General features: G+C 68.9%; 12 protein-coding genes and 1 pseudogene. 8 read left to right on the top strand and 5 right to left on the bottom strand.

Features of this window, described 5'->3' with window-relative positions; translation table 11 throughout:
- The first annotated feature begins 31 nt into the window (after positions 1-31).
- Both SLQ33_RS28300 and SLQ33_RS28295 read left to right on the top strand, forming a co-directional pair.
- Positions 32-1,438: an acyl-CoA synthetase gene (locus SLQ33_RS28300; protein WP_319457229.1), complete on the top strand. Its 1,407-nt coding sequence runs from the start codon at positions 32-34 to the stop codon at positions 1,436-1,438.
- The gene (locus tag SLQ33_RS28295; protein WP_319457228.1) at positions 1,435-1,782 is read left to right on the top strand and encodes a VOC family protein; all 348 of its coding nucleotides are present in this window, start codon (positions 1,435-1,437) and stop codon (positions 1,780-1,782) included. Before SLQ33_RS28300 ends, SLQ33_RS28295 begins: the two co-directional genes overlap by 4 nt.
- 10 nt (positions 1,783-1,792) lie before the next feature.
- Here the strand turns inward: SLQ33_RS28295 and SLQ33_RS28290 are convergent, their stop codons facing one another.
- Complete coding sequence (locus SLQ33_RS28290) at positions 1,793-3,295, bottom strand: aldehyde dehydrogenase (protein WP_319457227.1); 1,503 nt, start codon at positions 3,293-3,295, stop codon at positions 1,793-1,795.
- A 172-nt stretch (positions 3,296-3,467) separates the two neighbouring features.
- Here SLQ33_RS28290 and SLQ33_RS28285 point away from each other — a divergent pair, with 172 nt between their 5' ends.
- On the top strand, positions 3,468-4,715 hold the full coding sequence (locus SLQ33_RS28285; RefSeq protein ID WP_319457226.1) for a glycoside hydrolase family 27 protein: 1,248 nt from the start codon (positions 3,468-3,470) through the stop codon (positions 4,713-4,715).
- Between the two features lie 10 nt (positions 4,716-4,725).
- Here the strand turns inward: SLQ33_RS28285 and dapD are convergent, their stop codons facing one another.
- Positions 4,726-5,670, bottom strand: a complete 945-nt coding sequence (gene dapD / locus SLQ33_RS28280) for a 2,3,4,5-tetrahydropyridine-2,6-dicarboxylate N-succinyltransferase (RefSeq protein ID WP_319457225.1) — start codon at positions 5,668-5,670, stop codon at positions 4,726-4,728.
- A 28-nt stretch (positions 5,671-5,698) separates the two neighbouring features.
- On the opposite strand from dapD, the gene dapE reads away from it, so the two are divergent.
- On the top strand, positions 5,699-6,772 hold the full coding sequence (gene dapE, locus SLQ33_RS28275) for a succinyl-diaminopimelate desuccinylase (protein WP_319457224.1): 1,074 nt from the start codon (positions 5,699-5,701) through the stop codon (positions 6,770-6,772).
- Here dapE and SLQ33_RS28270 read toward each other — a convergent pair whose 3' ends face one another.
- Entirely contained in the window at positions 6,773-7,048 is a 276-nt protein-coding gene (locus SLQ33_RS28270; RefSeq protein ID WP_319457223.1) for a hypothetical protein, read from the bottom strand.
- A gap of 272 nt (positions 7,049-7,320) precedes the next feature.
- Here SLQ33_RS28270 and SLQ33_RS28265 point away from each other — a divergent pair, with 272 nt between their 5' ends.
- Positions 7,321-8,940 (top strand): ABC-F family ATP-binding cassette domain-containing protein, encoded by a 1,620-nt coding sequence (locus tag SLQ33_RS28265; protein WP_319457222.1) that lies wholly within the window; start codon positions 7,321-7,323, stop codon positions 8,938-8,940.
- Here SLQ33_RS28265 and SLQ33_RS28260 read toward each other — a convergent pair.
- Positions 8,937-9,911 carry an ESX-1 secretion-associated protein gene (locus tag SLQ33_RS28260; RefSeq protein ID WP_319457221.1) on the bottom strand — a complete coding sequence of 325 codons (975 nt, stop codon included), beginning with the start codon at positions 9,909-9,911 and terminating at the stop codon, positions 8,937-8,939. The genes SLQ33_RS28265 and SLQ33_RS28260 overlap by 4 nt on opposite strands.
- A 66-nt stretch (positions 9,912-9,977) precedes the next feature.
- Positions 9,978-11,216 (bottom strand): annotated as a pseudogene (locus tag SLQ33_RS28255) (tetratricopeptide repeat protein); the annotation flags it as partial.
- An 87-nt stretch (positions 11,217-11,303) separates the two neighbouring features.
- Between SLQ33_RS28255 and SLQ33_RS28250 the strand changes: the two are divergent.
- From SLQ33_RS28250 to folP, 3 genes are all read left to right on the top strand, one after another.
- The gene (locus SLQ33_RS28250; protein ID WP_319457220.1) at positions 11,304-11,873 is read left to right on the top strand and encodes a TIGR00730 family Rossman fold protein; all 570 of its coding nucleotides are present in this window, start codon (positions 11,304-11,306) and stop codon (positions 11,871-11,873) included.
- A 33-nt stretch (positions 11,874-11,906) separates the two neighbouring features.
- Complete coding sequence (gene fadD6, locus SLQ33_RS28245) at positions 11,907-13,685, top strand: long-chain-acyl-CoA synthetase FadD6 (RefSeq protein ID WP_319457219.1); 1,779 nt, start codon at positions 11,907-11,909, stop codon at positions 13,683-13,685.
- 123 nt (positions 13,686-13,808) lie between these two features.
- The gene (folP, locus tag SLQ33_RS28240; RefSeq protein WP_319457311.1) at positions 13,809-14,633 is read left to right on the top strand and encodes a dihydropteroate synthase; all 825 of its coding nucleotides are present in this window, start codon (positions 13,809-13,811) and stop codon (positions 14,631-14,633) included.
- Positions 14,634-14,665: the final 32 nt, after the last annotated feature.

The following is a 14,665-nucleotide window of genomic DNA, read 5'->3' as shown; positions in this document are numbered from 1 at the left end:
CGTCGAGCGGCCTGGGGGTAGCGTCGCGACCGTGCTGCTGGCCTCGCTCGACCCCGCAACCGTCGCCGCCGGTCACGACGTCGGCGACGCCGTCCGAATCGGCGGCACGACGCTGTCCCGTAGCGACCTGGTGGGCGCCGCGACATCGGTGGCCGAACGCGTGGGTGGCGCGCAGCTGGTGGCCGTGCTGGCGAAACCGACCGCGACGACGGTGCTGGCCGTGACGGGGTGTCTGATCGCCGGCGTGCCGTTCGTCCCCGTGCCACCCGACGTCGGCGTCGCCGAACGCCGTCACCTGCTCACGGACTCGGGCGCGCAGGCCTGGCTGGGGGAACTGCCCGACGATCAGGGCGAGCCTGCGCTACCGCACGTCCCGGTGCGGCTGCACGCGCGGTCGTGGCACCGCTACGCCGAGCCGTCCCCACGGGCGACGGCGATGGTCATGTACACCTCGGGTACAACGGGTCTGCCGAAGGGAGTGCCCATCAGCAGGGCTGCCGTCGCGGCGGACGTCGATGCGCTGGCACGGGTCTGGCAGTGGACGTCTGACGACACGCTGGTGCACGGGCTTCCCCTGTCTCACGTGCACGGGTTGGTGCTGGGGCTCCTTGGTTCGCTGCGCGTCGGAAGTCGCTTCGTGCACACCGGCAAACCGACACCGGCCGCCTACGCCGAGGCGGGAGGATCGCTCTACTTCGGTGTGCCGACGGTGTGGTCGCGGGTCGTGGCCGAGCGCGCCGCCGCCCTCGCGTTGTCGTCGGCCCGGCTGCTGGTGTCGGGCAGCGCGTCACTACCGGTTCCGGTGTTCGACGAGCTGGTGCGGCTCACTGGTCACGCGCCGGTGGAACGCTACGGAAGCACCGAATCGCTCATCACGCTGAGCACGTTGGCCGACGGCGAACGGCGACCCGGATGGGTCGGACTGCCGCTCGCGGGGGTCGATACCCGCATCGTCGACGACGGCGGCGCCGAGGTCGCCCGCGACGGTGAAACCATTGGGCGGCTTGAGGTTCGGGGCCCGACGGTCTTCGACGGCTATCTGAATCGACCCGACGCGACCGCCGAGGCGTTCGACGCCGACGGCTGGTATCGCACCGGCGACGTCGCGGTGGTGGACGGCGACGGCATGCATCGCATCGTCGGCAGGGAATCCGTCGACCTCATCAAGTCGGGTGGGTTCCGCGTGGGCGCGGGGGAGATCGAGACGGTGCTGCTCGGACACCCGGGCGTCGACGAGGTGGCCGTCGTCGGCGTTCCGGACGACGACCTGGGGCAGCGCATCGTTGCGTACGTGGTTGGTGAAGCGGAGCCGCAGACCTTGATCGACTATGTTGCACAACAGCTTTCGGCGCACAAGCGGCCGCGCGAAGTACGGCTGGTGGACGGGTTGCCGCGCAATGCGATGGGCAAGGTACTCAAGAAGGAGTTGATGACGTGACGCTGGTGTTCGACGAGATCTGCATCGACGCGCACGACATCACGGCGCTGGGCGCCTGGTGGGCCGACGTCCTGGGTTGGGAACGAAGCATCACCTCCGATGGCGACGTGATGTTGTCCGCCCCGCCCGGCGCCGGGCCGAACTGGCTCTTCGTCGTGGTACCCGACGACAAGGTCGTGAAGAACCGCATCCACTTCGACTTCCGGCCCGACGATCAGCAGGCCGAGGTCGAGCGGGTCGTCGCGCTGGGGGCGCGTCACGTCGACGTCGGTCAGGGTGACGAAACCTGGGTCGTGCTCGCCGATCCCGAGGGCAACGAGTTCTGCATCCTCGCCGCCGAATAGTTCCTGCGGGCTACGACGCGTACCCGGGCGGCGCCGCGTCGAGCAGGACCGTCTTGGTTTCGAGGTACGGCAGCATGCCTTCGCGTCCGCCCTCGCGTCCCATGCCGGACTGCTTGAAGCCTCCGAAGGCAATGCCGAAGTCGATGCGCATCGCGTTGTGGCCCACCGTGCCCGACCGCAGCCGCGCGGCGACGTCGCGGGCCCGCCCGGCGTCGGAGGTGAATACCGACGCGTTGAGCCCGTAGATGGTGTCGTTGGCGATGTCGACCGCGTGCTCCTCATTGTCGGCGGGGATGACGCTCAGCACGGGTCCGAAGATCTCCTCCTGGGCGATTACGTGCTTGTTGTCGACGCCGGAGAACACCGTCGGTTCGATGTAGTAACCGCGGTCGAGGTGCTTGGGCCGGCCGCCGCCGGTGACGAGGGTGGCGCCCTCCTCGATGCCCTTGGCGATGTAGTGCTCCACCCGGTCGCGCTGCCGTTCCATGGCCAGCGGCCCCATCTGGGTGGCGGGGTCGAACGGATCGCCCACCTGCACTGCCGAGAAGGCGGTGGCCAGTGCGTCGGCGAATTCGTCGTGCCTGCTGCGGGATACGACGATCCGCGTCAGCGAGCAGCACACCTGGCCCGACAGGAAGCATTCCCCGCCAGCGAGCATGGCTGCCGCATAACCGATGTCCGCGTCGTCGAGGATGACGGCCGCGGACTTGCCGCCGAGTTCAAGGGTGCAGCGGGCGATCCGCTCACCGCAGATCGCACCGATCTTCCGGCCCGCCGCGGTCGATCCGGTGAACGCGATCTTGTCCACTCGGGGATCACGCACCATCCGTTCGGAGACCTCGCGGTCGGCGGTGATCACGTTCACGACCCCGGCCGGAAGGCCCACCTTCTCGGCGATCTCGGCGATCAGATACCCGGCCCCTGGCGCCTCGGGCGACAGTTTGACGATCCCGGTGCACCCGGCGATCAGCGCGGGCGCCAGCTTGCTCAGGATCAAGGGCAACGGCGCATTCCAGGGAATGATCATCCCGACCACGCCGACGGGTTCGCGCACCAGAAGGCCGAACTCGCCACCTGGTAGCTCCGAAGGGCTGGGGGTCACCACCTCTTCGAACGGATAGTCGTTCGCCAGGTCGGCGTAGTACCTCAGGGTGATCGAGCTGCCGGGCTCCGAGGATCTTGCGGTCGAGTGCAACACCCCCGATTCGCGTGGCCAGATCTCGCTGTAATCGGGCGCTCTGGAGTCCATCTCGTCGGCCATCACGCGCAAGAACTCGGCGCGCTGAGCGTGCGTCATCCGCGGCCATGGTCCCCGGTCGAACGCGCGCCTGGCTGCCTCGATCGCGGCGTCCATGTCGGCAGGCTGAGCCTCGGCGACGCGGAAGTACAGCCGCTCGGTGCTGGAATCGATGACGTCGATGGTGGAGTCGGTGCTGGGTTCGACCCAGTCGCCACCGATGAAGAAGCGGTCCGGGCTACGCAGTGGTACTCGAGGGTCGGTCGTCAGCGTCATTGCTCACTCCTCACGGCGAAGGGCATCGATGTAGTGGAGGTCGCACGGCCACGTCCACGCCGTCAGTATCGACCCGCAGGTGGCAGGGGAATCCAGATCTGCTGAATCGGCCCCCGCGACGCGCTCAGGCGTTAGCCTGCCGACTCCCAGACTTCGCTGCCACGATGGCGGCGTGCGTCGACTTCTCAGCATCGTGGCCTGTGCCGCAGTGCTCGCTGCGTGCTCTTCGCCGACGGTGCCCCGACCGCCCTTGCTGCCGCCCATGGGCTGGAACTCCTGGAACTCCGGCATCGAACTGACCGAGCAGAGCGTCAAGGACACGATCGACGCGATGGTGTCGTCGGGCCTGCGCGACGCGGGCTACCGATACGTCAACCTCGACGCTGGATGGGCGGCAACGACCCGCGACGCCGACGGCAACCTGCGCGCGGACTCCGATCGGTTCCCCAACGGCATCGGCGACCTCGCGAAGTACGCCCACGATCGCGGCATGTACCTGGGGATCTACCACAGCCCGTTCAACCAGGGCTGCGGCCAGGATCCGCGAATCGGGGGAGCCGGCCACGAACGGGCCGACGCGCAGACGTTTGCGAACTGGGGCGTCGACTACCTCAAGTACGACTGGTGCCGCTCGAAGGCCGACCACGCAGAGCAGGTGCGGTACTTCGCCGCGATGCGGGATGCCCTGCGCGCCACCGGGCGTCGAATCTTCTACAGCATCAACCCGAACAGTTCGTCAGACCCGGGGGCGGGGGCCAGATACGACTGGTCGGGCATCGCCGACATGAACCGCAACTCCATCGACGTGGTGCCGGCATGGGGTGGCGACGCCCTCTGGGCCGAAGGACTCTCGGGCATCGCGCAGGGGCTGGACACGTCTATACCGCTGGTGCAACGCAGCACCCCGTCGCACGTCAACGATCCGGACATGATGGTGGTGGGCGTGGGCTGGAATGAGTTCGCGGTCGGTCACCCCACGATGTCGCTGGGACCGGCGCGCCCCGACCTCACCGCCGTCGAGCAGCAGGCGCACTTCTCGTTGTGGGCGATCCTGGCTGCGCCACTGCTGGCGGGCAACGACATCCGGTCGATGAATCCGCAAACCCGAGACATCCTGACCAACCGCGACGTCATCGCCATCGACCAGGATCCGCTTGTCGTCCAAGGACATCCGCTGTCGGCCGATCCCCGGATCGTCGTCAAACCGCTGTCCGGCGGGTCGGTCGCCGTCGCGATGATCAACGACGGCGATACCGCCACCACGATGAGCACCACCGCCGCCGCGGTCGGGTTGGCGTCGCAGTGCTACCGCGTGCGCGACCTGTGGGCCCACACGGATGCCCAAAGCGCCGGGGCCGTGGGACCGGTGGAGGTCCCGTCGCACGGCGTGGCGCTGATGCGGGTGACGCCCTGCGGGTGACGTGCAGTGGTTAGTTGGCGTGCAGCGCCTCGTTGAGCGTGATGCCGGAACCGTCGCGACCGACCACCTCGACCGCCCCGGACAGCGAATTACGCCGGAACAGAAGGTTGTTCGCGCCCGAAAGGTCTCGGGCCTTGACGGTCTGCCCGTCGGCGGTGGCGACCTTGGTGCCGCCCGTGACGTAGAGGCCCGCCTCGATCACGCAGTCGTCGCCGAGTGAGATGCCGAGTCCGGAGTTGGCGCCAAGCAGGCAGCGCTTGCCCACCGAGATGACTTCCTTGCCGCCGCCGGACAAGGTGCCCATGATCGATGCGCCGCCGCCGATGTCGGAGCCGTCATCGACCACCACACCCGAGGAGATCCGGCCCTCGACCATCGACGTGCCGAGCGTGCCCGCGTTGAAGTTCACGAAGCCCTCGTGCATGACGGTGGTGCCGCTCGCCAGGTGCGCGCCGAGTCGGACCCGGTCGGCGTCGGCGATGCGGACACCGGTGGGCAACACGTAGTCGACCATGCGGGGGAACTTGTCCACGCCGTACACCGAGACGGGTCCGCGCCGGCGCAGTCGCGCGCGGGTCAGTTCGAAGCCGTCCACGGCGCAGGGGCCGTAGTTCGTCCACACCACGTTGGACAGCACGCCGAAGACGCCGTCCATGTTGGCTCCGTGGGGTGCGATCAGCCGGTGTGACAACAGGTGCAGCCGCAGGTAGGCGTCGAACGCGTCGATGGGCTTGTCGTCGAGCGAGGCGATCGTCGTGCGGACCACGACCGTCTCGACGTCGCGTTCCTCGTCGCGGCCGGCCAGCACGGCGAGTTCCTCGGACACCTCGGCCACCGACAGCCGGTTGGTGCCGGACGGGCCGTCGCCGCTGAGCTCCGGTTCGGGGAACCACGTGTCGAGAACCGTTCCGTCGGCGGCGATGGTGGCCACGCCGACGCCTGATGCGCTAGTCACGTTGCCAAAGGCTACTGGACTAGCCTCAATGAGTGTGGGCCTGGACTTACGTGCTGATCCGATCGCGCTGACCGCTGCGCTGGTGGACATCCCCAGCGAGTCGCGCCAGGAACAGCGCATCGCCGACGAGATCGAGGCGGCCCTGCGCGCGCAAGCACCGGCCTTCGAGATCGTCCGCAACGGCAACGCGGTGCTGGCCCGCACACACCTCGGTCGGCCGTCGCGGGTGCTGCTCGCCGGCCACACCGACACCGTGCCCGCCGCGGACAACCTGCCCAGCTGGCTCGTCGACGGTGAACTGCACGGCTGCGGAACGTCGGACATGAAGTCCGGCGACGCGGTGTTCCTGCACCTGGCCGCCACCCTCGCCGAGCCCGCCCACGACATCACGCTGGTGATGTACGACTGCGAGGAGATCGAGTCGGCCGCCAACGGTTTGGGCCGGATCGAACGCGAACTGCCCGATTGGCTGCACGCCGACGTCGCCATTCTCGGCGAGCCGTCCGGCGGCTACATCGAGGCGGGCTGCCAGGGCACCATCCGCGTGGTCGTGAGGGCAGCGGGCACGCGGGCGCACTCCGCCCGAGCGTGGCTGGGCGACAACGCCATTCACAAGCTCGGTGCCGTCCTCGACCGGCTGTCGAGCTACCAGCCGCGCAACGTCGACATCGACGGCTGTACCTACCGCGAGGGGTTGTCGGCCGTGCGCATCGACGGCGGCATCGCGGGCAACGTCATTCCCGATGCTGCGTCCGTCACGGTGAACTTCCGGTTCGCGCCCGACCGTAGCGTCGAGCAGGCCCTGGCCCACGTCCACGACGTGCTCGACGGCCTGGACGTCGACGTCGAGCAGACCGACGCCGCCCCCGGCGCGCTGCCGGGGCTCACCAAACCCGCCGCGGCGGCCCTGGTCCAGGCGGCGGGCGGGCAGGTGCGGGCCAAGTACGGGTGGACCGACGTCGCGCGGTTCGCGGCGCTCGGCGTGCCCGCCGTCAACTACGGTCCTGGCGACCCGAATCTCGCCCACCGCTCCGACGAGCGCGTGCAGGTCGCGCAGATCACCGCGGTCACCGAACTGCTGCGGAAATATCTGCTTGCCTGACTACCAGTCGGACAAGCGGTGCGAGTCGAAGGTCAACTCGTCCCATTCGAGGTGCCCGGCGCGTGCCCGGCGCATGAGGTGCGCCGCCCGCGAGCGTTCCTGGCGGCAGCAGTCCTCGTCCCATTTGGGGTCATACGAGCTAAGCCACCACAAGTAGTCGAAGTCGTCGCAGACGCACGCGACGGTGGAGTAGCTACCGGCGGTGAGGTGGTGATTGCACACCGCCTGGTGGTGCTTGCGCACGTAGCGCTTGTGGTCTTTGTCGGTGTGAGCCATCGTGGCTCCTTCCATGTGGGCAATCACATGGGCATGGGCACCTCCCGGGTCGGTAGGACAAAAGCCTTGCAGGATAACAGAACACGCGACTGCTGGACAGGTGCGGAAATAATCACTTGCCTGACGGCGCTAACATGGTTGGCAGGCGTCAATGAACACGAGGTGGGCCGAAGACATGCTGGGAGACGACAACTCCGGATAACCGGAGCACATGTCGATCTTTCCCATGCCGTGGCCACGTCGTCACGGTCCTCACCCGAGAGACCTCTCGCATGTCTGACACATCCATCGTTTCTTCCCGGCTGTCCTTCGCATGGCCGGATGGCACCGTCCTGTTCGACGACCTGTCCTTCACCGTGCCGGAAGGTCGCACCGGTCTGGTGGCACCCAACGGCGCGGGCAAGAGCACGCTGCTGCGGCTCATCGCGGGGGAGTGCGCCCCAACCGCGGGCGCGGTCATCGTCGGCGGCACGATCGGGTACCTTCCGCAGACGCTGCCGTTCGACGCCCATCTCACGGTCGCCGAAGTGCTCGGCGTGGCACCCGTTGTCGACGCTTTGAACGCGCTGGCCGCCGGTGACTCGTCGGAAGCGGTCTTCACCGCGATCGGAGACGACTGGGACGTCGAGGAGCGGTCACGGGCCCAGCTCGCGCGGCTCGGGCTGGCCGACGTCGGGCTCGACCGCCCGCTCGGCACGCTGTCCGGCGGCGAAGTGAGCTCAGTCGGATTGGCCGCGCAACTGCTGAAGCGTCCCGACGTCCTGCTGCTCGACGAGCCGACCAACAACCTCGACCTCAGCGCTCGGCTTCGCCTCTACGACGCGCTCGACGACTACGGCGGCACCTTGCTGGTGGTCAGTCACGACCGCGTGCTGCTCGACCGGATGGACCGCATCGCCGAGTTGCACCGCGGCGAAATCATCTTCTACGGAGGCAATTTCACGGCATACGTGGAGTCGGTCGAGGCGACCCAGCAGGCCGCCGAGGCAGACGTGCGCAACGCCGAACAGCTGCTCAAGCGCGAGAAGCGGCAGATGCAGCAGGCCCGCGAACGCGCTGCCCACAAATCGAGCACCGCCGCACGGAACGTGAAGAACGCGGGCTTGCCGAAGATCGTGGTGGGCAAGCGCAAGCGCGACGCGCAGGAGTCGGCCGCGCGCTCCGACGACGTCCACGCCAAGCGCGTCGACGACGCGCGAGACCGGCTGGATCATGCCGAACGCCTGGTCCGCGACGACGACGCCATCGTGTTGGACCTGCCCGACACCCTTGTTCCGGCCGGCCGCACCCTCGTCGCCGCCCGCGGTGTGCGGGTCGCGCGAGGCGGGCGAGAGTTGTTCGTGGACAACGGCATCGATCTCGACGTTCGCGGCCCGGAACGGATCGCGTTGACCGGCCCGAACGGGGTGGGGAAGTCGACGCTGCTGCGCGTGCTCAGCGGCGACCTGGTTCCGGACGGCGGTGAGGTACAGCGGGCCGACGGGCGGATCGCCTATCTGTCGCAGCGGCTGGACCTGCTCGACCCCGACCGCACCGTCGCGGAGAGTCTGGCGTCGTTCGCGCCGAACCTGAGCCACACCCGACGCATGCATCTGTTGGCGCAGTTCCTGTTTCGTGGTGATCGCATACACCTGCCGGTGTCGGCGCTCTCGGGTGGGGAGCGGCTCCGCGCCACGCTGGTGTGCGTACTGTCCGCCGAACCGGCGCCGCAGCTGTTGCTGCTCGACGAGCCGACCAACAACCTCGACCTGGTGAGTGTTGCGCAGCTGGAGTCGGCGCTGAACGCCTATCGCGGCGCGGTCCTGGTGGTCAGCCACGACGAACGGTTCCTCGATGCGATCGGGGTGGACCGCTGGGTGCAGATGGTGAACGGGCGACTCGAAACGCCTTAGTCGGCAGCGGGATACGTGCGAGGAGGCTCGCGTCGCGGTGGCTGCGGCTGGGCCGGCTCTGCTTGGGGCGGTTGCGGCTGGGACGGGTCCCGCGGATCGCGTCGCGGATCGTCGTCGCGGGAGTGGTCGCGCGGGTCATCGGCGTCGGACCGATCACCCTTGTCGTCTGGTGAGTCGGGACGATGGCCGAGTTCCTCGGCGCCGGACGCACCTCCAGCGAGCGCTCCGTGGTCGCCCCCGCCGCCCAGCTCGCTGAATTGGGAGACGGCCTGCATGACCTGCTGCGGAAGCTGTCCCAGCGTTTGGGCCACGCCCTGGAAGCCTTGTCCGACCGCCTGGGCCATCGAGCCCACTTGTTGGCCGACCTGCCCGAGCACCTGGCCCATCGCTTGGCTGCCCGCTCCCGCGGAGTCGCCCGAACTGGTCGGCGCCGCAGGCAGCCCCGCGTTGGTCGGGGCACCCGCCGCGATCGGCGTGCCCGACGAACCCTGCGCAGTTGGCGCACCCGAGCCTCCCGCCGCGGACGGCGCGCCCGGTGCACCCGGCGCCGCAGCGGGAGGAGAACCCTGGCCGGGAACGGCGGCACCGGGAGCACCTTCGCCCTGGTGTTTGATGCCCAACGGGCCCGAACCGGGCTGGCCGCCTGATTGGTCATCAAATTCCTGGGCGGCCGACTTGATGTTGTCGGCGCCCTGCTCGTCGCGCCCGGAGTACATCTTGTTGGCCTTGCTGAGCAGTCCCGCGATCGTGTCGCTGGAGCGCTTAGTGGTCTGGATGGTTCCGGTGCGGCTCTGCAGCGCGCCGTCGAGCGACGTGTTCAGGTTCGAGGCGATGGTGCCGAACGAGCTCGCGACGTCCGACGCCTGCGGTACACCGGCGCCAGCCAGCTGCGCCAGCCCGCCCGCGACTTCGTCGTGGGTGCCCGCGAGCTGCGGAAGGCTCCCGGACTGCAGAAAGAACGGGCCGGTCATGTGGCATCCCCCTGGTGAAACTGGCTGTACATCGATCCTAAGTCCGGGCAAAGGGCGTCGGTGACACTAGTTGCTGGACCGCGCCGACTCCGCTTGAGCGGCAGCGTCAACAGCCACGCCCCGCATGCCGATGTCCCCGAAGGCAGCTGACGATGCGTCCAATCCCGAGGCGTCGCTTGCCGTGAACGCCCGCGCGTAGTCGAGCGCCAGCCGTCCGACCACGCCGTCGACCCCCAACCGTTCGATGAACTCGGTCGCCCGGATGTCGCCCAGCCGTACCGCATCGATCAACGCCCGCACCGCGACCGCGGACTGCCCGCCCCGCTCGGCCGCGCGGGCCGCATCGCGCGCGGCGTTGATGGCGCCTGGGCCGTCGCGGCGCGCGGCCGACGTCCACGCCCGCGCCAACGCCAACTCGGGCGCGAACAACATCGACTTGAGCCCGTGCTTCGATTCGGCACGCGCCAGCATCCGGCCCGCGTCCGACACCCGGCCGAGCTGAGCGAGCGCCTGCGCCAACAACATCCACGCCAGCGGGCCCCACGAGTAGCCCGTCGGCGCCAAGGCGACCGCAGCCGCCTCCAGCACCGGAACCGACGCGTCGATGTCCCCGCGGGCGATCAGCACGTCGGCCAGAAGCAGTTGGCCGATCGCATGGCTCGGCTGCTGCGACTGCGCCGCATCGACCAGTTCTCGAGCCAATGACTCGGCGCGGTCCAGCTCGCCGGACATCACCAGCGCCGTCGTCTGCCCGAACCCGGACGTAAACCGAAGCAGCCCAGGGTGACCCGCCGCGATCGCGCGGCCCGCCAGCTCGTCGACGTCGGCGAAGGTACCCATCCGCGCGTTGCACAGCGCGGCGGCGGCGGCCGCCCAGCCGATGGCCTGCTGGTCGGCATCCGGTGAGGCCAGCACCTGGCTCGCCAGCTCCATCGCCCGCTGCGGGCTACCCGCGTTCATCGCGAACGTGCCAAGCAGCGCGTCGAGCGTCGCCCCGGCCGGTGCAGACGTCACGTGACCTCGCGTCGTGCGCAGGAACGCCGTCGCCCGCTCCGGTTCGTTGAGCATCCAGAACTGGTTGGCGGCCGTCGGCAGCGCCCACGCCATCAACTCGGGCTCGCTCAGCGCGGCCGGATCCACCTCGGCCAGCACCGCGTCGGCGTCGCGGCCCCGGCCCTGCCAGGCCAACGCCTGCGCCAGCGTCAGCCGCGCCGCGAGCGAGTCGTCGTCGCGCAACGCCGCGCGGCCAAGCTCCTCGGCTTCCTTCAGGTCGCCGTTTGCCAGGGCCTGCTCGGCGGCGGCGATTCCTTCTGGCATCGCCGCAGTGTATGGCCGCCCGCGGCGCGGCTACCGGGAAACCTGAGTGTTGATCCCGCTCGGTAGGTTTCACTCATGCCTCCCGAATCCGACGAACCCGCCCGCGCGTGGGCCGTCTGCGTCTACTGCGCGTCCGGCCCGGCGCACCCCGAGCTCCTCGCGTTGGCGACCGCCGTCGGCGAGGCGATCGGCGACCGCGGTTGGGCGCTGGTGTCCGGCGGCGGGAACGTCTCCGCGATGGGTGCGGTGGCCTCCGCCGCGCGCGCGCACGGCGCGCACACCGTCGGCGTCATCCCGAAGGCCCTGGTGCACCGGGAGGTCGCCGACGTCGACGCCGCCGAACTGGTGGTCACCGACACCATGCGCGAGCGCAAGCAGATCATGGAGGACCGCGCCGACGCGTTCATCGCGCTGCCCGGCGGCATCGGCACGCTCGAGGAGTTCTTCGAGGCGTGGACCGCCGGCGCGCTCGGCATGCACGACAAGCCTCTCGTGCTCCTCGACCCGCACGGTCACTACGACGGACTCCTGGCCTGGCTGCGGGGCCTCGTCATGACGGGCTACGTCTCACCGGGAGCCATGGACCGTTTGGTCATCACCACCGACGTCGATGCGGCGATGAACGCATGTGCCCCGGGGCAGTGAGGCCGGTCACGCGCGCCACTAGGGTTGGTTGCCATGAGCGACCAGAAGTCGGGCACCCGTAGCAGCGTCGGCCTGCTGGACATCGCCCCGCGGCTGCCGGGCCTGCTGATGGATGCGCCCGCGATCGTGCGGGGCGCCGTCACCGGGTTCATGGCCCGGCCGACGGCCAAGACGTCGATCGGCAAGGTGTTCCAGGATCGCGCCGCGCGCTACGGCGACAACGTCTTCATCAAGTTCAACGACGAGCAGTTCACGTATCGGCAAGCCAACGAGACCGTCAACCGGTACGCCGCCGTGCTCGCCGCGCGCGGGGTCGGCCACGGCGACGTCGTCGGCGTGATGCTGCGCAACTCGCCGCAGTCGGTACTGCTGATGCTCGCCGTGGTGAAGTGCGGCGCCGTCGCCGGCATGCTCAACTACCACCAGCGCGGCAACGTGCTCAAGCACAGCATCGGGCTGCTCGCCGCCAGGGCCGTCGTCGCCGAAACCGATCTGATCGAGCCGATCAGCGAGAGCGGCGCCGACACCACCGGGCTGATCACCGTCGAGGAACTGCAGCAGTTCGCCGCGACCGCGCCCACCACCAACCCGGCCGCGACGGCTGCCGTGCTGGCCAAGGACAAGGCCTTCTACATCTTCACCTCGGGCACCACGGGGATGCCGAAGGCCAGCGTGATGACGCACTACCGCTGGCTGCGCGCGCTGGCCGGATTCGGCGGGCTCGGGATGCGTCTGACCAGCGAGGACACGCTGTACTGCTGCCTGCCGCTCTACCACAACAACGCGTTGACGGTCGCGGTGTCCGCGGTGCTCAACGCCGGCGCGACGCTCGCGCTGGGCAAGTCGTTCTCGGCGTCGAAGTTCTGGGACGACGTCATCCGCTACGACGCGACGGCGTTCATCTACATCGGCGAGATCTGCGCCTATCTGCTGAACCAGCCGCCGAAGCCGACGGACCGCGCCCACCGCGTCCGCGTCATCGGGGGCAACGGGCTGCGCCCGGCCATCTGGGACGAGTTCACCAGTCGGTTCGGCATCGACCGCGTCTGTGAGTTCTACGCCGCCAGCGAGGGCAACACCGCGTTCCTCAACGTCTTCAACATCGACAAGACCACCGGCATCTGCCCGTCGCCCATCGCGTTCGTCGAATACGACGGCGACACGGGCGAACCGCTGCGCGGCGACGACGGCAGGGTCCGCAAGGTCAAGACCGGACAACCGGGGCTGCTGTTGAGCAAGGTCAGCAGCTTCCAACCGTTCGACGGCTACACCGACAAGAGCGCCAGCGAGAAGAAGCTCGTCCGCGATGCCTTCAAGGACGGCGACGTCTGGTTCAACACCGGTGATCTGATGCGCTCGCAGGGCTTCGGGCATGCCGCGTTCACCGATCGGCTCGGCGACACCTTCCGCTGGAAGGGCGAGAACGTCGCGACCACCGAGGTCGAGGCGGCGGTGTCGCTCGACCCGCAGGTGGAGGAGGCCACGGTGTTCGGCGTCGAGGTGCCCGGCGCGGGTGGACGCGCGGGCATGGTGGCCGTTCAACTCAAGGAGGGCCAGGAGTTCGACGGCAAGGCGATGGCCAAGGCCGCCTACGAACACCTGCCCGGATACGCGGTGCCACTCTTCGTGCGCGTCGTTCAAACGCTGGCCCACACGTCGACGTTCAAGAGCCAGAAGGTCGACCTGCGCAAGCAGGGTTACGGCGGCGGGGACGACGATCCCGTGTACGTGCTCGGCGGCCGCGACGAGGGCTATGTGGCGTTCTACGACGAGTACCCGGCCGAGGTCGTCGACGGCAAGCGCCCCAAGTAGCGATTCGGGTGTGGAAACCCGCGCTGACCGCGGCTGAGCACGCCGAAATCGCAGGCCCGTAGCCTGGAAGGCGTGGAGTCGACGTTTCTCGGCCGTCCGGTGGCTGGCGATCGCGCGCTAATCATGGCGATCGTGAACCGGACGCCGGACTCGTTCTACGACCGCGGCGCGACGTTCACCGACGAAGCCGCGAAGTCAGCGGTGCATCGGGTGGTGGCCGACGGCGCCGACGTCATCGACGTGGGCGGCGTCAAGGCAGGCCCGGGAAGCACCGTCGACGCCGACGAGGAGATCGCCCGGGTGGTGCCGTTCATCGAATGGCTCCGCGATGCCTACCCGAACCAGCTGATCAGCGTCGATACCTGGCGGGCCGCGGTGGCCAAGGCGGCCTGCGCGGCCGGGGCCGACCTGATCAACGACACGTGGGGCGGCTCGGATCCGGGGCTACCCGAGGTGGCGGCCGAGTTCGGCGCCGGTCTGGTGTGCTCGCATACCGGTGGGGCAATTCCGCGGACGAGGCCCTTCCGCGTCAACTACGGAACCACCGAGCGGGGCGTGGTCGACGCCGTCATCGCCGAGGTGACGGCGGCAGCCGAAAGGGCGGTCGCCGCGGGCGTCGCGCGTGACGCCGTGCTGATCGACCCGACCCATGACTTCGGTAAGAACACTCATCATGGTCTTAGTTTGTTGCGCCACGTAAAAGATCTTGTAAATACGGGATGGCCGGTCCTGATGGCGCTGAGCAACAAGGATTTCGTCGGGGAGACTCTGGGCGTGGGGTTGACCGAACGCCTGGAGGGCACACTCGCCGCGACCGCGCTGGCCGCGGCCGAGGGGGCGCGCATGTTCCGAGTGCACGAGGTCGGACCCACACGGCGCGTACTGGAGATGGTCGCGTCGATCCAGGGGGTGCGCCCGCCGGCGCGAACCGTAAGGGGACTGGCATGACTGTGGTACCTGAGCTCTCCGCCGCCGACGCC

The organism is Mycobacterium sp. RTGN6 (assembly GCF_033804605.1).
In the GTDB taxonomy this organism is placed as follows: Bacteria; Actinomycetota; Actinomycetes; order Mycobacteriales; family Mycobacteriaceae; genus Mycobacterium.
This window is presented reverse-complemented; position numbering and strand designations above follow the sequence as displayed.